The sequence below is a fragment of the bacterium (Candidatus Blackallbacteria) CG13_big_fil_rev_8_21_14_2_50_49_14 genome (assembly GCA_002783405.1).
Taxonomy (GTDB): Bacteria; Cyanobacteriota; Sericytochromatia; order UBA7694; family UBA7694.
Window position 1 is genome coordinate 74,183 of the sequence record PFGG01000035.1, and the last position, 20,210, is coordinate 94,392.

The window sequence follows — 20,210 nt, forward strand, 5'->3', positions numbered from 1 at the left end:
GTGTCGGCCAGCGGGCGGCAGCAGTCACCCGCCTGCAATACCTGATTCAGGAACAACAGGAAGCCATTCTCGACAGAATTGTCGCCGAGACGGGCAAAAGCCGGTTTGATGCCCTCAGCTCAGAATTCTTTGGCGTACTCGATGCCTGCGAACACCTGGCCCGAATCGCCCCCACGGCTCTCGAAGACCAACAGGCCCATACCCCCCTGGTGCTGATGGGTAAAAAATCGCGGATTTGGTTTGAACCCCTGGGAACCGTCCTGGTGATCGCCCCCTGGAATTATCCTTTTTACCAGTTGTTGGTACCTGCCTTGAGCGCGTTTTTGGCGGGCAATGCCGTCTTGCTCAAACCCTCTGAACTCACTCCCCTGCAGGGCTTGCTGGAAGATCTGTTCAAAGCAGCAGCGTTTCCTGAACACGCCCTGCAAATAGTCTATGGCGACAAAAGCACAGGCCAGGCCCTGGTAGAGGCTCACCCCGATCTGATCTTCTTCACGGGCAGTGTGGCCAGCGGCCGCAAAATTATGGCCAGCGCAGCGCAGAATCTGACTCCCGTGGTTTTGGAACTGGGCGGCAAAGATCCCATGCTGGTCTTTGAAGATGTCAACCTGGAGCGGACCGTCAATGGCGCCCTGTGGGGGGGCCTGACCACGGCAGGCCAATCCTGCACCTCTGTCGAACGTCTCTATGTGCAGAAAAGTATCTATCCCCGCTTTTTGGCTGTGCTTGAGAGCAAAATGAAAAAACTGCGGGCTGTCAGCCAAACCCAGGAACCCGCCGATATTGGCAATATGACAGCCCCATTTCAAATCGAACGGATTGAAAGCCAATTGCAAGAAGCCGTGGCTGAAGGCGCCAAAATTCTCTCGGGAGGCACATGCGAAAAGGATTCCCGCTATTTCCCCCCCACCCTGGTGACAGACGTTCACCACGGCATGAAACTGATGCACGAGGAAACTTTTGGCCCCATACTGGCAATCATGCCCTTTGAAACTGAAGAAGAGGCCATTGCCCTGGCCAATGACTCCCCCTATGGCCTGAGTGCCAGTGTCTGGTCAGCCGATCTCAGCCGGGCCGAGCGTGTGGCCCGCCAATTAAAGGTTGGCAATGTCTCGATCAACAATGTCATGCTCACCGAGGCCAACCCTGCCTTGCCTTTTGGTGGCGTCAAAGCCAGTGGTTTCGGGCGCTACAAAGGGGTGTGGGGGTTGGAAACCTTCTGCAATCTGAAATCGGTGCTAATGGACAGCCAGAACGGCAAGATTGAAGCCAATTGGTATCCCTATACCCAGCCCCGCTACCAACTCTTTACCCAATTGATAGGCGCGCTGTTTTCACGCCAGAAATCTTTGCTCAAAACCGTTTTGACCGGGCTCAAGCTTGAAAGCCTGGCCCAGAAGGAGAAACTCTGAATGTACGATTTCGCGATCATTGGTTCCGGCGCCGGGGGTGGGGTTTTGGCCCATCAGCTGCACACAGCGGGCGCAAAATGTGTTTTACTCGAAGCTGGTAAATTTTTTCGCAAGGAAACCTTTCCCCGCACAGAACTGGAATACAGTCCCCAACTCTTTTGGGGCGGGGGGCTTGAGTTTGACACCAGCAGCAAAATGGCCTTTTTAAGGGGCCGTTGCGTGGGGGGCACCACCAATCTCAACCAATGCCTGCTCGACCGTTTCGACAGCGTGGCCTTTGACGATTGGAAACGCGAATCAGGCGTGGATTTCTTTTCAGAAACAGGCCTGGATCCCCACTACAGCGAAATTGAAAATCAGCTCCATTTAGAAAAAATTGAGGCCCGCCATTTCAACCGCAATACCCAACTCTTTATCAAAGGCTGTGAAAAACATGGCTTTGGTTGGGCCCCCCTGCGTCGGGGCCAATCAGATTGCGCCCTGGATCAGGGCAATGACTGTATCGGTTGCCTGGGGGGCTGTCACCGCGATTCCAAGCAAAGCACCCTGGTGGGCTTTATTCAGAAAGCCGAAGCCACGGGTCTGGAGATTCGTGCCGAATTTGAAGTTGGCAGAATCGACCCTACGGGTGAAGGAGTACGGATTGAAGGACTTGAAAAAGGCCAAAAAACGACTCTGCAAGCCAAGCAGGTTATTCTGGCAGCCGGCGCCTTTGGCTCCAGCAAGATTCTGCTGCAATCCGGCTTTGGCAACCAACTTCCCACTTTGGGCAAAAATTTCAGCTCTCACCCCCAATTTATGTCCTTTGGCCTGTTTAAAGAAGAAATCAACGCGCACAAGGGGGCTTTTCAAGGGGTGAAATCTCAAGATCAGCATTTTCGCAAAAGTGGTTTTAAACTTGAGAATGTCTTTGGGCCCCCCATTTCAATCGCCATGCTCTACCCCCGCTTGGGAGCTGCCCACCAAAAATTCATGAAAAATTACCGTAAAATGGCTTGTATTGAAGTTGCTGTGCGTGATGAAGCCATTGGTGAAATTCGCCTGGGAGCCAAGGGCAAACTCGCCATTCACAAACCCCTGACCCAACAGGATCTGCTGCGCCGGGATCAGGGCCTGGGCGTGGTTAACCAGATCTTTACCAGCTTGGGCGCAGAAGAAGTCATGCCTTCGCCCTATTATTTTGGCCTGCATTTAATGGGCGGTTGCAAAATGGGGGTGGAAGCCCGCGAATCCGTGGTCGCTCCCGATTTTCGTGTGCATGGCCAGCAAAATATCTTTGTCGCAGATTCCAGCCTGTTTCCCAATGCACCGGGTATCAACCCCGCCCTGACGATCATGGCCCTGGCAGAACGGCTGGCCAGCCAGCTCAAGAAGGGAGTTTAAGCATGTCACAATACCTCAACAAAACCCAACTCAAAGGCCTGGTCAGACTGGGCCGCCTGATGCTGCCCCACTCAGGTGAATTTCCCTCTTTTCAAGAACTGGGCTGTATCGAGCATATCGACGAAATTGCCGCCTATATCCCCGAAACGGATCTGGCCGATCTGAAAATGCTGCTGACCCTGCTGGCACTGATGCCCACTCCCGGCTTGAAAGGCTTGATTCGCATGATGCAAAGCCCGGATGCCTGGCCTGAAAGTGTGGCCAGCACCCTGCGTCAGATGGATACCGGTCTGCGTGGCATTATCATGAGCCTCTATTACTCAGGCCGCAAGGGCAGTCGCTATTCAGGGCAAACCCCACTGGAACTGATGGGGGTGGAGATTGTCAGAGTGCCGCTTTAATGGGGTTTAAATCAGGCAAGCGCTTAAAAAACCGTTCAGCGCTGAATCCGCTGCCGATCGTTCTTGCTCAGCCAAAGTCCCCCCACCAGGGTACCCAAGGAAGCTTTTAAAGCCTGAGAGCCTGGCTTGAGCAGGGGATTCCAAAGCAGGGTCTCTTTTTCAAGCATTTGACGAATCGCAGGATAATGGTTCAATTTGGGCACGCTCTCGATCGCGACAAGCGGCAAACAGAGAATCAGCCAAGAGACCAAAGCCCCCAGCAACATGCCCCCCAAACGGTTGGGCAGTTTAAGCGGCCCACTTTCAATCCCCTGCACAATCACATAGACGCCAATACTAAACGCCAAGTAAAGGATCAGCCAGGTAGCCGTCATGCCCAGGGGAATGGCCAGGGCAGGGCGTAATTGAAACATAATCCCAAAGAGAGAAACCAAAAGTTCTTTGAACAGGGGCGTAAAAATAAAGGCGCCCACAAGCGCCCCCAGGCTGCCTGCGCTTTTGGCAAAGCCATAACTGTAACCTGCCGCCAGATGATACACAATCAAGATAATCGCAATTAAATCAATCCAATTCATGCACTTATGCTAGCACAAATCTCAGCCAAAACGCGATAATCCGGAGAATCCTCTCTGATCCAAGCGCCAAACTGCGCTAGAATAGGGGAAAGTATATTGAATTTGGAAATACCCCATGTCTTCATCCCCCGAAAAACTCCCTGTCCTGGTTGGCATGACCAGTGCCGAAATTACCGAATGGGTCACCGCCCAGGGTGAAAAGCCCTTCAGAGGCCGTCAGATTGCCCAATGGCTGTATCAAAAACATGTTACCAACGCTGAAAATATGAGCGATCTGAGCAAAGCGTTTCGCCAGACCCTGCAAGAAAAAGCCCTGGTCAGCCCAGGTAAAATTGTCGAAACCGTCAAATCTGCCGATGGCACCACCAAGTTTCTGATTGAGCTGCAAGATGGCGAAATCGTCGAATGCGTCACGATTGTGCAGAAGCAACACCTGACCGCCTGCGTTTCTTCTCAGGTCGGCTGCAATGTAGGCTGCCCTTTCTGTGCGACAGGTCTGAGCGGCTTTCGTCGCAATCTGACAGCCGGTGAAATCGTGATTCAATACCTGCTGATGCAGCAGGCTGCTGAAGCGGGTCTTTTGGCAGATCATACCCCCCATACCCGCATTGGCAGCATGGTTTTTATGGGCATGGGAGAACCCCTGCTCAATTACGATGCTGTGCTCAGCAGCATGCAGATCTTCAACAAAGAAATTGGCTTGGGCATGCGCCATATGACCATCTCTACCTCGGGTATTATTCCCGGCATTGAGCGCTTGATGAAAGAACCCGTCGATTATAATCTGGCGATCTCGCTGCACAGTGTCAAAACAGAAGTGCGCAACCGCCTGGTACCCATCAACCGCAAATACGGCGTCAATGAACTGCTGCAGGCTGCCAAGCTCTACGCCAACCGTACCGGCCGCAGAATCACCTTTGAATACACCCTGCTGCAAGGCATCAATGACTCCGCTGAAGATGCAAAAGCTTTGATCAAAGCCTTGCGGGGCATTCACTGCCATATCAACCTGATCGCCTATAACCCCGTCAAAAGTGCCTTTCAGGCACCCCCGCGCAAAGAAATTCTGAGCTTTCAGTTTCTCTTGACGGAAGCGGGTTTCCCCGCCACCATTCGCCACAACCACGGGCAGGCCGATATGGCTGCCTGCGGTCAACTGCGGGTACACCAACGTGAAAAAGATCTTCAGGTTCTGAATTGAGTCCGCAGGATTCTCTCTCTGGGCTGGTGATCAAGGTCGAGGCCAATTTTTATTCGGTGGCCTGGGGTGATCAGGTTTTTCTCTGCACCCTGCGCGCCAATTTAAAAAAAGCGGGTGAAACGATCAAAGTCGGAGACCGCGTTCAACTCGAAAATATCCATGAAGAACGCCCTGTGGTGGTCAGTTTTGAACCCCGGCGCAATGAATTACAACGCCCTGCGATTGCCAATATTGACCAGGTGCTGCTGGTTATGTCCTGCCTGCAACCCGATTTTAACGCCAATTTGATCGATCGCCTGATTCTAGCGGTGAGTTGGGAGCGTTTGAACCCTGTGATTTGTGTCAGCAAAGCCGATTTACTCGACGAAGACTTAGAGGCATGGTTGCGTGAAGAATATGCAGCCTTTCCCCTCTATTTTGTTTCTTCCGCCACGGGCCAGGGCTTGGATCCTCTGCGCAAGGCACTGATGGGAAAGATCTCTGTCCTGGCAGGCCCTTCAGGAGCCGGCAAGTCTTCGTTGATCAACCGCATCAACCCCGAATGCCAATTGGTGACAGGCGAAGTCAATCAAAAACTGGGAACCGGCAAACACACCACGCGCCACGTCTCTTTGCATGCCGTGCATTGGCAAAACGAAACAGGCTGGATCGCGGATAGTCCAGGCTTCAGTGCCTGCGATTTGCCCCCCCTGGAACCTGCTGAACTGGCTTCTTTTTACCCTGAATTCAAAGCCTGGCTGGGCAAATGCGGCTTCAGCGACTGTCTGCACCGTGAGGAATTGGACTGTGCGATCAAAGACCATCTGGACACCGATTCAGAGCGCTACTATAACTACCTGCGTCTGCTGCTGGAGGTTGAAGAGCGCTTCAAAGCCCGCATGGCAACCTCTACAAAAAACGAAAAACTCACCAAAAAAGCCGTGGGCAAAAACAATCAGAACCTGGTGCTTAAATTGGGAACTGTTGGCAGGGCCCGCAGTCGGCGCACCCAGAGACAGGCCTTGGAACAGGTCGGCAATTGGGCGGAGCTGGATCCCCAGGCCGTTGAGGATATCAGCCCGGAAGAATGGCGCCTTTAACGGCTTTCACTTGAGCGTTTGGGCCAAAATGAGCGCAGATCAACCACCCCCCAAAGCATCAGCATCAGCGAAACCATGATCAAGACCTTGGCCTGGGAATATTTCACAAGATAAAGCGCAATTCCCCCCAAAAAGGTGCTGAAACCATAAATCAAAAGCACGGCCCGCCGCTGTGAGAGCCCAAAATTGAGCAGGCGATGGTGTAAATGGCCCTTATCGGCCTGAAAGATCGGTTTGCGGGTCAACAAACGGCGCACAATCGCAAAGGTGGTATCAAAAATGGGGATACCCAGAATCAAAATCGGCAAAAAGACAGCCACTGTAGCCGCCACTTTCATGGCCCCTGTCAGCGAAAGACTGCCCAGCATAAAGCCCAAAAAGAGACTGCCACAATCCCCCATAAAAATCTTGGCGGGGTTGAAATTATAACGCAGAAATCCCATGGTACTGCCCACCAGGGCAATCGCAACCAGAGCACTTAAACCCTGATTGCGCTCCAGGGCCAGCATAAACAGGGTAATGCCTGCAATCGTCGAAACCCCTCCGGCCAGGCCATCGAGCCCATCAATCAGATTGATGGTATTGGTAATGCCCACCAACCAGAAAACCGTCAACACAAAGCTCAACCATTCTGGAAAAAGAAAAAGCCCACCCATGGGATTGGATATAAACGAAAGCTTGACCCCAAACCAAAAGGCCACGCTGGCAGCCGCAATCTGCCCCAATAATTTGACCTTGGCCGGCAGATCGTAAAGATCATCGATCAAGCCCACCACAAAGATCAGGGCGCCCCCCAACATCATGCCCTTCCACTCCGAAGGCAGAAGTGAAAAATAACCTGGGTGAAGGTATTCAATCCCCAAAAGGGAAAGGAAAAAACCCACAGCAATCGCAATACCCCCCATCCGGGGGATCGGTGCGGTGTGGATTTTACGTGTACCCGGCTTATCAACCTTGCCCACTTTATAGGCAAAGCTGCGCACCAGCGGTACGAAAAGGTCGGCACTGAGCCAAGCCATTAAGAATGTTACTACGTAGGGCCAATTTTCACGCATAAGGGTTTATTGCCAAGGTTTTCTTCTGCCATTGTAGCATGGGGCCGATCCGAGGGATTCATATCGGGGTCACAATCTCATAAAAGCTGAGAAGAGAATATGTTAAAATGCCTTAGATCATCTCAGAGCGCTAATAGCTTGAAAGGCTCCTTTCTCAATGAACAATCAACAAGAACAGCTGGCAAAAATTGCCGCTCAGATTCTGGAACAAGCTTCCGTAAAACCCGATTACGGTATTATCCTGGGTTCTGGTCTGGGTATTCTGGCAGAGTCTGCCGAAAACGCCACTGTGATCCCCTATTCTGAAATTCCTCATTTCCCCACCTCCACAGCTCCTGGCCATGCCGGTAATTTGGTCGTTGGCAAACTCGGTGGCAAAAATGTCGTGATGATGCAAGGCCGTTTTCATACCTATGAAGGCTATACCCAGCAGGAAGTCACCCTGCCCATCGCCGTGATGAAAGAAATGGGCGTACACAGCCTGATCGTGACCTGCGCAACCGGGGGTCTGAATTATAATTTTGTGCCCGGCGATATCATGCTGATTCGCGATCATATCAACTTTACAGGCAGCAATCCTTTGATTGGCCCCAATGATGAGGAACTCGGCCCCCGTTTTCCCGTCATGTTTGATGCCTATACCCCCGCTCTGCGTGCGATTGCGCATGAAGCAGCCCTGAAACAGGGCATTCGTCTGCATGAAGGTGTGTATTGCGGAATTACAGGCCCAGCCTTCTTTACCGCTGCCGAATTGCGCATGCTGATGCAATGGGGCTGTGATTCGATTGGCATGTCAACCGTGCCCGAGGTAATCATGGCTGTTCACCGTGGTTTAAAAGTCATGGGCCTGGCCTTGATCAGCGATATGGCGATTCCCGATACCGGCCATCATGCCACTGGCGAAGAAGTTCTGCGTGTCGTCAACGAAAGCAGCCCCAAATTCGCAAAACTCCTGGTATCTATTCTTCAGGATCTCGCATAAGGCATGATCACGGCAGATCTGGTCACACCTCTGGGCGAACAGGCCTCCTGGGTCGTTGTCGGCAAACGCCTGCTGCGCAACAAAGCGTTTCTCTTTGGCGGCAGCGTGGTCTTGGTATTTTTGTTGTTGGCTTTTTTCCCACAACTTTTTACCCACTACAATCCGATTGAAAAAGATCTGGCCAGCCGCCTGCTGCCCCCCTCTGCCGCACATTGGTTCGGCACCGATGATCTGGGCCGCGATGTCTGTGCCCGGATTATCTACGGTGCCCAGGTCTCGCTCAGGGTGGGTCTGCTTTCAGTGGGCATTGCCCTGATCGTGGGCTCCTTGATTGGCGTCGTGGCGGGCTATTTTGGGGGCATGGTCGGTGAAATTCTGATGCGCACCATCGATATTATTCTGGCTTTTCCCAGCATTCTGCTCGCGATTTTAATCGTGGCCATTCTGGGGCCGGGCCTGAACAATGCCATGATCGCGATTGGAATCGTCAATATGCCCCTCTATGCCCGCTTGCTGCGTTCTACCACCTTGCAGGTGCGCAACCAGGAATTTATTGAAGCCTCCCATGCCATGGGAGCCAGCCATACGCGCATTATTGCTTTTCATATTTTGCCCAATTGCCTCTCTCCCCTGATCGTTCAGGCCACGCTGGGCATTGGTGCCGCCATTCTCGAAACCGCAGGCTTGAGCTTTTTGGGCTTGGGTGCGCAGCCCCCCACCCCCGAATGGGGAACCATGTTGAGCAATGCCAAAGACTTTATCCGCATGGCCCCCTGGACCCTGACCTTCCCTGGCTTGGCAATCACCGCCGTGGTCGTGGCCTTCAATCTGATGGGCGATGGCCTGCGCGATCTGTTCGACCCCCGTACCGCAAAGAAGATGTAAGTATAAGGTTTTAAGAAATACACTTGGCCTTATATTGGCATGAAAAGCCTGAAGGAGATTGTTTTCTGAAGCAAATTTCTGAATTATTGACAAACCATGCCTTTAGAAAAGGACATTGTCCTGGTAGTATTTTTCAATTGGGTTCAGAAGCCCTCGAACATGAGCAGCTGTTTTGCTGTCTGACTCCCCCGGCCGATGCCAGAGTTTTTCCGCTGATCGAGGCCTACAGTCAGATCTTTATGGGCCATTCAGAAACAGGTCTTTACTTTTTCTTTTTCTCTCAAGAAAATTTGGATCTATTCGCTTCTTTACTTGAAACAAGCGAACTTGACGTATTGAACCAACCTCAGGCCCCCAGCATTTCACTGATCTTTCTTGAGGATCCTCTCTTATTACACGATTATTTTAAACAACCGAATGGACTGTTTCTCTATGCCGAAACACACCCACCCCTTCCCTCAGAAATAGGTCTCATTTCAAATCAGGTAATTGTTTTGCAAGAATCACCCTCCCCCATTCAAAACGGGCAGACAGAGATCATCCAACTGAAAAATGAAAAAGCTATTCTTTCGGAATATTTTTTAAAGCTCACACCCCAACTCCATTCGCTGCAAAATAAAATTACATGCATGCATCGGCTTGAAAACCAAACCAGTACCACCTATCCCTTCCAAGAATTCAAGCAACACGCCATCATTGGTCTTGGAATCAAAGAAACAAATCTGGCTTCAGAGCAGGCCCTCGTTCAGGTCATGCAAGCATTGGCGCAATTACCCGCAACTCATCGTTTCTGTTTAATCGGCCATCAGGGAAGCGCCCAAGAACTTTATCAGAGAATTCAAAACAGTGAGCTTTCAGAAAATCTTTTGGTGTATTTCGACGAATTTCATCCGAATTACAATGAAAAGCAGCGCATTCCAGCATCTTTACTTTATCACCGTTCACACCTATCACAGGAACCTAAACCAGATTGGCTTCTGTTTTACCTACCCAAAGAAGAAGAAACAGACCATATGCGTTTCTATCTTCGCAATCTGGAAGGCCCTTTTCGTTTTATCTTGCCCTTTTTAAATCAAGGCTATTGGCCCCAGGAAACCGTTGAGAATCCCGCCCCTGTTTTACTCTATTTATTCCCTGGCGCAGGTTCCAGCCGACTGGGAAGCCCGATGACCATTCTATTTAAACATTTTGAATGGACCCAACGCACTTTTCACCCCTTAAATTCCAATCTACTTTTTAACCAATCCATCCCCCAAAACCAAGTTATCAGTCTCGAACAAGCAAATCAGTATGTGAACAACCAAATCGACAGCCTCGATTTCTATCAATATATGATTGTTCACGATCCCTTTGAATTGAAAAGTATTTCACATCATCGCTATCTCAGAAAAATTATCTTGATTCGAGATCCCAGAGATGTACTGACCAGCTTCTATTTTCGAGAATTTGTGCCCCAATTTGGAAATAAAAAACTGAATCTAGCAGAAAAAGAGGCCGACTTTTTAGCGCTAATGGAAACAGGCTATCTCAACCGTAAAAAGAATTACTATTTAACCTGGCCGAACCTTCAAACCATGAGTGATATATTTGTTCAAGCCACAGAAGCTCCCCATACCCTGGTGATCAAGTTTGAAGATCTTCACCATCAAGAAGACGAAACCTATCAAAAAATTCTTGATTGGCTAGGTTTTGCCCAACACCCCCTGATTCAGTTGAGCCCAGAGAAACTAAAACAATACCAATATACAGGCAGCATCGCTTTCCAAACCCAGGGGGCTGAAAAAAAACAAAACGAAGATGAGGTCGTTGAGTTTCAGGGATTTCTAACATCCTGCCGCAAAGGCGGAACAGGGGACTGGAGAAACCACTTTACGCCAGCGCTTCAAAAGCGTTGCCTTGAATTGATTGGCCCTCAACTGGACAGATTGGGCTATTCAAGAACTTAACCGTATTCAGCAACGCAAGCAGGCTCCCAAATCAGCACGCCATTTCAACCAGATCCAACTGGCTTCCTGGGCTTGCAGTTCAAAAGGGGTGTGCTGGGGGCTGCGTACCCAGCTCCAGGGGGTTAAAGCTTGAGACCCACACCCCAGGCGGCCGCTTAAGAGCAAGGCCTCAGCACCTGCCAGAGACAGGCTTTCACCCTGCTGAAGTACACGCACTTCAACCCTTTCTGCCGCACTTGCCCACAGTTTTTGCACAGGCGCATCCGTCAAATGCAAAACGGTACGGGGTTCTGGCTCCTGCATCTGCCAAAGTTTGACCAAAATGACACAGCCTTGACGGCTGAAGGGCGCATGGTGTGAACCAATCGGATTGCGCACATAAGTCCCCACGGGATAGTCTCCGGCCTGATCTGAAAAAACACCCTCCAGCACCAGAAACTCTTCGCCTCCGCCATGGGTATGGGCTGGAAATTCAGAACCACTCGGATAACGTACCAGTGAGGTAACAAGCCCCTGCTCAGCCCCCTCACGCTCCAGCCGCCAGCGCAAAACTTCTCCCCCCGGTGAAGGAACCCATTCTGCCTGTTCAGAGGGCAGACAGACCGGTTCTGAAAAATTGAGCCGGATCTGCATTCCTAACCCTTGTTCAAAAGCAAAGCATAGAGTTCATTGCGGGTCAGACCAAAGCGCTCCTGAAGGCTTTCTTGCACACTGCGCTTGTCCAGCCCCAATTCCTGCAATTCACGCCAGGCAGCCTGAACGGTTTCGGCATCTGCCACTTCAAGCATTTCGGTTTGTTCAGGAGCCGGGGCAATCACCAGGGTCAGTTCCCCCCGAGGCGGATGATGGGCAAAATAGGCCCGCAGCTCGGGCAACGCGAAGCGAATGACCTCTTCGTGCAGTTTGGTCAATTCACGGCAGACCGCCACTTCACGCGTGCCCAGAACGGCCTCGAAATCTTCAAGTGAGGATTGCAGCCGATGGGGAGATTCAAAGCAAATCACAGGGTGCTGAAAAGCTGCGTAAGTGCGCAGTAAATCCTGGCGTTGTTTGCTGGTTCGGGGCAAAAATCCAATAAAGCTGAAGCCCTGTCCACTGGACAAACCGGATAGCAAAAGCGCCGTGGTGACCGCCGATGCCCCTGGCAAAACCGTGACAGGATAGCCCTGCTCCCGTGCTGCTTGAATCAAAAGCGCACCGGGATCTGAAACAGCTGGCAGCCCGGCATCACTGACCAAGGCCAGCGAGGCCCCTCCGGCCAATTCGGCCAGCAGTGCAGGAATCTGCTCGTATTCATTGTGCTCATGCAAAGAGCGCAAAGGGGTATTTATTTCAAAATGATTGAGTAACTTGCGGGTATGGCGGGTATCCTCAGCCAGAATCAGATCGACCTGCTTGAGCACCTCAAGCACACGCAGGGTAATATCCTGCAGATTGCCAATCGGTGTTGCGCAGATATAAAGGCCACCCGCCATATTGCTAATGCGAAAGCGTCAGAATTTCACAACCTGAATCGGTGACGGCCAGGGTATGTTCAAACTGAGCTGAAATTTTGCCATCATTGGTCACCGCCGTCCAACCATCAGACAGCACATGCAGATCGGCACGGCCCAGGTTGATCATGGGTTCAATCGTAAAGGTCATGCCTTTGCGCAGCTTGGGGCCTTTGCCGGGCTGACCATAGTGAGGCACAGAAGGAGCTTCATGAAACTGGCGGCCAATGCCATGGCCTGTAAATTCACGTACCACACCATAGCCTGCAGCTTCGGCACGGGTTTGAATCAAATGGCCGATATCGCCAATCCGAATCCCGGGTTTGACAATCCCAATTGCCTCATGCAGTACCTTTTCAGTGAACTCTACCAGTTTGCGCGCTTCTTCTGAGGGTGTGCCCACATAGTAAGTACGGTTGGTATCGCCATGGAACCCATCCAAGAGAGCCGTGACATCGACATTGACGATATCTCCGTCTTTGAGAATATGCTTTTTGTTTGGAATACCATGACAGACCACCTCATTGACCGAGGTGCAGATACTCTTGGGAAAGCCCTTATAGTTCAGAGGAGCTGGGTATGCGCCATGTTTGACAATAAAATCATGGCAGAGGGTATTCAGTTCTTCAGTTGAAACGCCAGGCTTGATATGGGTGCCTATCATATCGAGGGTTTGAGCTGCCAGAATGCAGCTTTTGCGCATAATTTCTATTTCGCGCTCGCTTTTAATCGTGATCATATGCAGATGATTCCTTGTGGATTTCGCTGGTTTCACTATACCACGGGGCAGGGTTCTGCAAGCGTTCTAGAATCTTTCAGCGAGAAGCGGATAGGCAAGCGCTCCCCTCACGTAGACAGCGAGCCCTTGTAAAGGCTCACTGTCAAAGCATTTAGCGCATGCTCATATCTTGCAACTGCAGGGCCTGCTGCAGGTAGAGGGAGGCCGATTCCAATTCCCCCAGATCGCGCAGAAGCGAGCCCAAGTTATAGCAAATATCTGGGTTGTGGGGTTCAATTTCATAGGCTTTTTTAAAGTGGCCAAGCGCCTCCTGCTTATCGCCTTTTTCAAGGGCCAGCAGGGCCAAGGCATTTTCAGCTTCAGACACCTGGGGATTAACTTCCAGCAAGCGCTCAAAAACGCCCTTTGCGTCTTCATGTTGGCCCTGGTATTGATAAATCCGGGCAATATTCAGATGGGCATCCACCAAACCGGGATCACGTTTCAAAGCCTTTTGATAGAGGTCGATGGCCTCAGCGAAAAAGCCCTGCTCACGCTTGAGATGCGCCAGGTTAAACAGGGCAGGCATAAATTCAGGGTTGATCTCAATCGCCTTTTCATAATGCTGAGCCGCCAATTCGCCCTGTCCCTGGTGGTGGTAGAGACTGCCCAGGTTATTGTGGGCCTGAAGCATATTGGGGTTCAGTTCCAAAGCTTTTTTATAATTCTCTGTGGATTTTTCAAAACGGTTCAGGTCAAAAAACAGATTGCCCAAATTGACATAGGTATCCGGCTGACGGGGATCGGCCCGCAGGGCCTTCTGGTAATTGAAAACGGCTTCTTCAAGTTTGCCCTGCGCCCGACAGAGATTGCCCAAATTGTTATAGCTGCCTGAAAAATTGGGATTGATACGAATCGCACCCTGGTACATTTCACGGGCTTTGTCCAATTGCCCCTGGTCACTGAAAACATTGCCAAGATTATTGTAAAAGTGGGGCTGGGGGCTGAGATCAATCGCTTTGCGAATTTTTTCTTCAGCGGCGCTAAAATCCTGGGTCTGATAAGCGAGCAGCCCCAGCAGATGCCAAGCCTCGGCATTGTCGGGATCGTCTTTTAAAACCGTATCGCAGATACGCTGTGTTTCATCTGCTTTGCCCTGATGCAAAGCCTCCAATGCCTGTTTGAGAGGACCTTCCAATTGAGTCATATCCGTATTCCTTGTTTGTTCAGATAGCCAACGCCTGAGCCACGCCGGCAGGATTCCAAAGGGTGTCAAAACGCTGTGAGAGCGCTTCTTTCAGAATAGCACGCCAGGCCCCGGAACTGGCGGTTTCACTGGCCAGCGGCGCCAATTTCTGCAAGTCAGAAACCACAAATTGCGCCAGCCCCAAATGACGATTCCAGGCAGCCGCCCAACGCCCCCGCATCTGGGGGCCTTCCCAAGTCACCACAGGCACTCCCAAAGCCAAGGCCCACGCCACTGAAGCACGGCCCCCACAATAGGGCGTATCCACCACCAGATCCGCCGCATGCAGAATCTGCAAGAGATCTTCGGGGCCGGCACAGGGTAGAAAGCGGATTTTATCTGCCTTCTCACCCACGGTTTCTTGAAAACGTTGTTGCAGATAGGTATGGGTAACACTGTGGGCCGGATGCAGGAAATAAATCACAGCGCGGCGATCACGGGCCAAAATCTCTTTCAGCACGGCGTCAAAATCGGGGTGAACCTTCGCCAAGTGCATCGGGCAAAGGTAAACATGGCCCAATTCTGCCATACGCAATTCACGGCGGGTTTTCCAAGTTTCGGGCAAGGCCGTCGGCAAAGGAAAAAGCGGCAGCTGGTTCAGGCAAACCAATTTTTCAGAATAGTCTGCTTGGGCCAAGTCAGACTCAAGGGCCTGGGCCGAAAAGAAAAGATCAAGAGAGTTCAAACCACTGGTTTCTGGCTGCAAGGCAAAAACAGCCTGGGTGGGCGCAAAACGTTCAAGCGCCAAACTATAGGCCAAGGGGTCACGCAAATCAGCATAAAAAATCTGAGCCGGTTCAAGGTTCTGCAAAGCCCTGGCAAAGAGTTCCCGACGGGGAGGAATCAATTGAACACTGAGACCCGCCTGAAAAAGCTTTTCGGCCTGGACAGGGTCGGGGGTCAGGATTTCGAGCGGCTTGAGCGCAGAAATTTCTTGGGCCAAGGCCAGCAAAGCCCCCTGCCAAAGCGGGCTGATACCGCTCCAAATCAAAGTCTGAGGCCCCTTTGCATCTGCCCCACTTACCGCAGCGGGTAAAAACTGTTGATAAAAATGACCGCAGCGTTCCAGGAGCTCGCGATCGGCCAGCCCTTGATAGGCCAGGGCATAGGGCGTCTGAGCTGAGTTCTGAAGGGGTGAATCCATTTCTGTGGCAGTGGATTCAAGTGTTTCCAAACCGACCAGGAATTGAGCCCGCCAAGTCGCAAGCGCCTCGTGATCCAGATAGATTTCAGGCAATTGCAAAGCCAGCCCGGTACAGGCCCGACCTTCGGGCCAAAGTTTGAGAGCGGCCTGCCAGGCTTCTGCAGCAGGCCCCAATTGCCCCTGTTCTTGCCAGGTCAGCCCCAAAAGGCTCCAAACACGGGCCAACCAGACTGGCCGCGTTTTTTGGCCAATGGCCAGGCTCAAAGTCACTTCAAGGGTCTGACCAGCTTCGCCCCAGCGCTTTTGCTCACAAAAGAGCAATCCCAATTGAAAAGCGGCCTCCAAATGCATCGGTTCCAATAAAAGCGCCTGACGCAAAGCGGCTTCAGCGTCTTCAAAACGGCCATAGAGTTGAAAAGCAGCCCCCAGCAAATAATAGCCTTCAGGCTCCTGATCATTCTGTTGCAAAATCTCACGCACATAGATCATCAGGTCTTCACGCTGTCCCAAAGCCAGATGGGAACGGGCCAGACTGCGGGTATACCCAAAATTTTCTGGAGCAAAGGCACGGGCTGCTTGAAAATGATTCAGAGCCTGGGCCTCTTGCGCTTGGGCCTGAAGTAAAACCCCCAATTGAAAATGACAAGCCGCATGCTCAGGTTGCAACTCCAAAGCCGATTTCCAAGCGGCTTCAGCCTCGGTCAACTGCCCTTGCTGTTCTGCAATCAAGCCCAAGACATACCAACCCTCTATGCTTTCGGGAGCGGCATCCAGATGAGCCAGACAAGCCTGATGGGCCTCTTCCCATTGGCTTTGCGCTATCAGCGCTTGAATTTCATGCAAACTGTCTGAAGCTAAACTCATTCCTCCCCCCTCAAACTGGGAGGAAGAGGCTTGTCCCACTCCACGGCAACGGGTTTGCGCTCAGCATCGATGGCCACAAAGGTAAAACCGCCACTGATCGCTTTTTCGCGAAAATCCCGATCCATGGCTTCTAAAAAAACATCGACTTGAATTTTCATGCTGGTACGCCCCACATCGACGACTTCAGCCACCAATTCAACAAAGTGTCCTGAAGGAATCGCCTTTTTGAAAGTAATCGCATCCAGGGAAATGGTCACGGTCTGCTGACGGGAAAAGCGAATCGCTGCAATTGAGGCAATTTCATCCATCCATTGCAAAGCCGTTCCGCCAAAAAGAGTATCGTAATGGTTGGTATTTTTGGGAAAGACAATCTTCACCATTCGACTGCGAGAATGCTCAACCCGTGCCAGGAAATGGGGATTGCTGAGATGATCAGACATTTTCAACTTCTACAGTCACCCGTTCTTCCAACTGACGTGGGTTCTGAGCGGCACCCAAGGCCATCATCTGCTGAAGATCCCAGACCGGCCCCGCGATAAAAGACAGGGGATCTTCAGTAAAGGCTGGCGCATTTTTTTCATAGAGCGAATGACCGACAATATTCAAAGCCCAGCCCCCAGCAAAGGCGGTAGCTGAAACAAACCAGGGCAAGCGATAGGGCTTGGCAGCCAGCAAGCCAATCGCGCCGCCCACAATCGCGGGAATCCCCATGCGGTGAAGACTGCGATTGGTTTCATCCTGGTGGGTGGCCTCATAAAACTCAATCGCTTTTTCCCAGCGGGCAGATAGGCCCGGCGCAAGCTCAGGATGGGCCTCTCGATAAGCTTCTTCAAGCGCAGCAAAACCATGGCCAAACATCGCCAGCCCTTTGAGTTTATGGCCCAGCGCCAAAAGGCCCATTCCCCCAATCACCTCTGCGGCTCCCATTGCCTTTTTATCCATGATTGCCATGACTGCGCACCTCGTTATCCTGTTTAGCTTCATTTTAGCTGATTCTGGAGCTGGGCTCCAGGCCTGCCGAAGTCAAGCCTTGTTCTGTTATCATAGAGGCATCTGCGCGTGCAGGAGGAACCATGGAACTCGAAAGCAATGAAAATCTGCTCAGGGTACGATTCATTCCGCAGGTTTTCACCCCTGAAGAATGCCGTAAAATCAGCGCCCTTGAAGGCCATAGTGGCCCCTCCCTGATCTCTGGTTTTGGTTTGGCTGAACAGCGAATTCGCAATTCTGAAAGTACAGTCGTCCCCCCTGACGAAACCACCCAGTGGATTGCCGATCGCTTGATCAGTAAACTGCATGAAATCAACAATCAATACTATCATTTCCGACTCAGCATGCTTTCCCCTGTGCAAATTATTACCTACAACGAAAATGGCTTCTATGATTGGCATATCGACATGGGGGGTGATCAGGACCTCTCAAGCCGCAAACTGAGTGTGGTGACCTTTCTCTCCGATCCCTCAGAATATCAGGGGGGAGCCTTGAAAATTATCGGCGGCACCAATGCCCATGCAGTTCCAAGTCAGGAACAGGGCACCACCGTATTTTTCCCCTCTTACCTTTTGCACAAGGTCGAGCCTGTCCGCCGGGGCAAGCGCCAAACCTTGGTGATGTGGGCCCACGGCCCCTGTTTCAGCTAAGGTTTTTCTTTATGAAAGCAGAGTGGCAGAACAATTACCTCTTCAATACCTGTTTTTATCCCCAGGTCTTTCAAGCTGAAGAATGTACCCAAATCATTGAATTGCAAGGTAAAACCAAAAAGTCAGGGCTGTGTGGAAAAGCTGAACCGCTCGACAGTATCCGCAACTCAATTTCGACTTACTTACCGATCGATGAAACCACCCAATGGATTTATAACCGGCTTTATCCCCTGGTTCAGTATCTGAACGACAATTTTTACCATTTTAAAATTGAAGGACTGGCTTCCGGTCAGGTGATTGAATATGGGCAAGGGGGACACTATGACTGGCATGTGGATATGGGTCTGGGAGAAAGTTCAGCTCGCAAACTCAGCATCGTGGTCTTTCTCAGCGATCGCAGCAGCTACCAGGGCGGTACGCTGAAACTGATCACCGGCCTGCGCATGGAGGAAGACGTGCCCCAGGAACAGGGAACCGTGATCTTTTTCCCTTCCTATATGCTGCACCGGGTGGAGCCCGTTACCCAAGGGGTGCGCCATACCCTGGTGATCTGGGCCTATGGGCCCTGCTTCAGCTGAGCTTTCCTCTCTCATCAGTTTAGCGAAAGAGAGACTCACCCGCCACCATTCTGTCAGTTTATAAACAGCAAGAGCAGGGAATATAGGGATAGCAAATCATTACACCGCTAGAAATAAACAACAAAGGGAACCCTCTCTTAAATGTTACAACTTCGCAAAAAAAACAATTTTCGCAAAACGCTCTTATTCGGACTTTGCTGCTTCGTCAGCAGTTTCACACCTTTTACAGATTTTATGCCCGTACAAATGAGCGAGGTCCAGGCCGCTGTTCCCGATCATCCTCAACTGAACATTAACTGGAACGTCAATATTGAAACCGTTTATATCATCGCCCATCTGTCCCATTTTTACCCCGCCCGCGAAGATGCGCATCCTCTGTTCAAAGAAGTAGAAAAGGATTTTTCTGCCTTTGCTCAACATCCAGCCGTTTTACATGCCGCTCAGCTCATGGAAAGTGGGTTGACCTATGATAGATTTGCTATTTTTCCACTTTACTTTTCACCCTTGCCAGAAGGCAGGCAACTCAATACATTCAAAGAATCGCTCCTCAAGATTGCCCCGCAAGCAGAATTTCTACAATGGTGGCATGAGATCAAAGATTTTCACAGAGAAGCAGGCGTTGATACTTGGTTAAAAAGACATCAAGCCTTTTATCAGCGCTCAAATCAAGAATTGCATCAAGCCCTGCCCAAACAGGATATTATCGCCATGCACGAAAGCTATCATCGCAAGAAGTTTAAAGCTTACCAGCTGTATTTTTCGCCCCTGCTGTTGCCCGTCGGAGGAAATTACGGCCCTTCTATTACAAATTCAAAAGGTGAAAGCACAGTCTATCAATTGCTGGGTCCAAGCTTTGATGAAACAAAAAATCAATGGTTCTTTGGTCACTCAGAAGATATTCTGTATTTGATGTTGCATGAATTTGGCCACAGTTTTTGTAATCCTGTTCTCGATTCGAATGAGAGCACTCTTTATCGTTATTACTACCTTTTTTTACCCCTTCAAGCACAAATGCGCAGACAAGGTTATAGCAATTGGGCATCGGTCAATTATGAACTGCTGAATCGTTCAGTACATGCCCGTTTGCTGCTTAAATACTATGGCAAAGAGGCCTATGAAAAACACCTTCAAGAAGAAGAGAACAACGGTTTTGTCTTTATTCGACATTTTGCCAAACGCTTAGCAGAATTTGAAAAGAATACGCAGAAATATCCCCATTTGGAATCTTTTTATCCTGAACTTATTCAAGAATTTAAACATTTTACGGTGGGTATCACAGAAATACCTCAAGCCTCACTGGGATTGTGGGCCAGAGAAGAGAAAGGACACATTAAAATCGATGGTATGGATAAGATCGGGGCCGGTTTTCTCTCAGGTATACAGGACGGAGATATCCTGCTTTCAATTGATGGCCAAGCTATTCAGAAAACAAAACAGCTCGAAGCCCTAATGGAAGCCTGGTCCACTTATCCTGTGGGGAAGCAATTGCGTTTTAAAATCTTGCGCGAAAATCAGGAAAAAGAAATAATGGTCACTAAAGAGTTAGCCAAAGAGATTGCTGTTTTAGAAATAAAGCAATAGCTTATCAAGTGCGCTTCTGAACCCTTA

At 50.7% G+C, this 20,210-nt stretch carries 20 protein-coding genes; 11 read left to right on the forward strand and 9 right to left on the reverse strand.

Features of this window, described 5'->3' with window-relative positions:
• The 3 genes from COW20_07055 to COW20_07065 all read left to right on the forward strand — a co-directional run.
• Nucleotides 1-1,412: aldehyde dehydrogenase (locus COW20_07055; protein PIW48873.1), on the forward strand; the 1,412-nt coding region annotated here is incomplete at its 5' end.
• A complete protein-coding gene (locus COW20_07060) occupies nt 1,413-2,795 on the forward strand; it encodes a GMC family oxidoreductase (GenBank protein PIW48874.1) in 1,383 nt (460 codons plus the stop codon). It begins immediately after the preceding gene.
• A 2-nt stretch (nt 2,796-2,797) separates the two neighbouring features.
• Complete coding sequence (locus COW20_07065) at nt 2,798-3,196, forward strand: hypothetical protein (protein PIW48875.1); 399 nt, start codon at nt 2,798-2,800, stop codon at nt 3,194-3,196.
• A gap of 35 nt (nt 3,197-3,231) precedes the next feature.
• On the opposite strand, the gene COW20_07070 is transcribed toward COW20_07065, so the two are convergent.
• Nucleotides 3,232-3,771: a hypothetical protein gene (locus COW20_07070; GenBank protein ID PIW48876.1), complete on the reverse strand. Its 540-nt coding sequence runs from the start codon at nt 3,769-3,771 to the stop codon at nt 3,232-3,234.
• A 115-nt stretch (nt 3,772-3,886) separates the two neighbouring features.
• On the opposite strand from COW20_07070, the gene rlmN reads away from it, so the two are divergent.
• Together rlmN and rsgA are read left to right on the forward strand one after the other, a co-directional pair.
• Nucleotides 3,887-4,972, forward strand: a complete 1,086-nt coding sequence (rlmN, locus tag COW20_07075; protein PIW48877.1) for a 23S rRNA (adenine(2503)-C(2))-methyltransferase RlmN — start codon at nt 3,887-3,889, stop codon at nt 4,970-4,972.
• Nucleotides 4,969-6,051 carry a ribosome small subunit-dependent GTPase A gene (rsgA, locus tag COW20_07080; protein ID PIW48878.1) on the forward strand — a complete coding sequence of 361 codons (1,083 nt, stop codon included), beginning with the start codon at nt 4,969-4,971 and terminating at the stop codon, nt 6,049-6,051. The genes rlmN and rsgA overlap by 4 nt, the downstream gene beginning before the upstream one ends.
• On the opposite strand, the gene COW20_07085 is transcribed toward rsgA, so the two are convergent.
• Entirely contained in the window at nt 6,048-7,106 is a 1,059-nt protein-coding gene (locus COW20_07085; GenBank protein ID PIW48879.1) for an undecaprenyl-phosphate alpha-N-acetylglucosaminyl 1-phosphate transferase, read from the reverse strand. The two genes, rsgA and COW20_07085, sit on opposite strands and share 4 nt — an antisense overlap.
• Nucleotides 7,107-7,263: 157 nt before the next feature.
• Here COW20_07085 and COW20_07090 point away from each other — a divergent pair, with 157 nt between their 5' ends.
• Genes COW20_07090 through COW20_07100 form a run of 3 tightly spaced genes read left to right on the forward strand, consistent with a single transcriptional unit; the run spans nt 7,264 to nt 10,919 of the window.
• A complete protein-coding gene (locus tag COW20_07090; protein ID PIW48880.1) occupies nt 7,264-8,088 on the forward strand; it encodes a purine-nucleoside phosphorylase in 825 nt (274 codons plus the stop codon).
• Between the two features lie 3 nt (nt 8,089-8,091).
• On the forward strand, nt 8,092-8,973 hold the full coding sequence (locus tag COW20_07095; GenBank protein PIW48881.1) for a peptide ABC transporter permease: 882 nt from the start codon (nt 8,092-8,094) through the stop codon (nt 8,971-8,973).
• Nucleotides 8,974-8,996: 23 nt separating this feature from the next.
• Complete coding sequence (locus COW20_07100; protein PIW48882.1) at nt 8,997-10,919, forward strand: hypothetical protein; 1,923 nt, start codon at nt 8,997-8,999, stop codon at nt 10,917-10,919.
• A 6-nt stretch (nt 10,920-10,925) separates the two neighbouring features.
• Here COW20_07100 and COW20_07105 read toward each other — a convergent pair whose 3' ends face one another.
• The 7 genes from COW20_07105 to COW20_07135 form a co-directional block, all read right to left on the reverse strand.
• Complete coding sequence (locus tag COW20_07105; protein PIW48883.1) at nt 10,926-11,552, reverse strand: cupin; 627 nt, start codon at nt 11,550-11,552, stop codon at nt 10,926-10,928.
• 2 nt (nt 11,553-11,554) lie between these two features.
• Complete coding sequence (gene rsmI, locus COW20_07110) at nt 11,555-12,394, reverse strand: 16S rRNA (cytidine(1402)-2'-O)-methyltransferase (protein PIW48884.1); 840 nt, start codon at nt 12,392-12,394, stop codon at nt 11,555-11,557.
• 4 nt (nt 12,395-12,398) lie between these two features.
• Complete coding sequence (gene map, locus COW20_07115; protein PIW48885.1) at nt 12,399-13,151, reverse strand: type I methionyl aminopeptidase; 753 nt, start codon at nt 13,149-13,151, stop codon at nt 12,399-12,401.
• 151 nt (nt 13,152-13,302) lie between these two features.
• Nucleotides 13,303-14,337, reverse strand: coding sequence for a hypothetical protein (locus COW20_07120; protein PIW48886.1), 1,035 nt, complete (start codon nt 14,335-14,337; stop codon nt 13,303-13,305).
• Nucleotides 14,338-14,356: 19 nt separating this feature from the next.
• Entirely contained in the window at nt 14,357-16,384 is a 2,028-nt protein-coding gene (locus COW20_07125; protein ID PIW48887.1) for a hypothetical protein, read from the reverse strand.
• Complete coding sequence (locus COW20_07130) at nt 16,381-16,824, reverse strand: acyl-CoA thioesterase (GenBank protein ID PIW48888.1); 444 nt, start codon at nt 16,822-16,824, stop codon at nt 16,381-16,383. The genes COW20_07125 and COW20_07130 overlap by 4 nt, the downstream gene beginning before the upstream one ends.
• Nucleotides 16,817-17,368: a hypothetical protein gene (locus COW20_07135; protein ID PIW48889.1), complete on the reverse strand. Its 552-nt coding sequence runs from the start codon at nt 17,366-17,368 to the stop codon at nt 16,817-16,819. Before COW20_07135 ends, COW20_07130 begins: the two co-directional genes overlap by 8 nt.
• A gap of 89 nt (nt 17,369-17,457) precedes the next feature.
• On the opposite strand from COW20_07135, the gene COW20_07140 reads away from it, so the two are divergent.
• From COW20_07140 to COW20_07150, 3 genes are all read left to right on the forward strand, one after another.
• Nucleotides 17,458-18,024, forward strand: a complete 567-nt coding sequence (locus COW20_07140; GenBank protein ID PIW48890.1) for a hypothetical protein — start codon at nt 17,458-17,460, stop codon at nt 18,022-18,024.
• 11 nt (nt 18,025-18,035) lie between these two features.
• Nucleotides 18,036-18,602: a hypothetical protein gene (locus COW20_07145; GenBank protein ID PIW48891.1), complete on the forward strand. Its 567-nt coding sequence runs from the start codon at nt 18,036-18,038 to the stop codon at nt 18,600-18,602.
• Between the two features lie 141 nt (nt 18,603-18,743).
• The gene (locus COW20_07150) at nt 18,744-20,183 is read left to right on the forward strand and encodes a hypothetical protein (protein ID PIW48892.1); all 1,440 of its coding nucleotides are present in this window, start codon (nt 18,744-18,746) and stop codon (nt 20,181-20,183) included.
• Nucleotides 20,184-20,210: the final 27 nt, after the last annotated feature.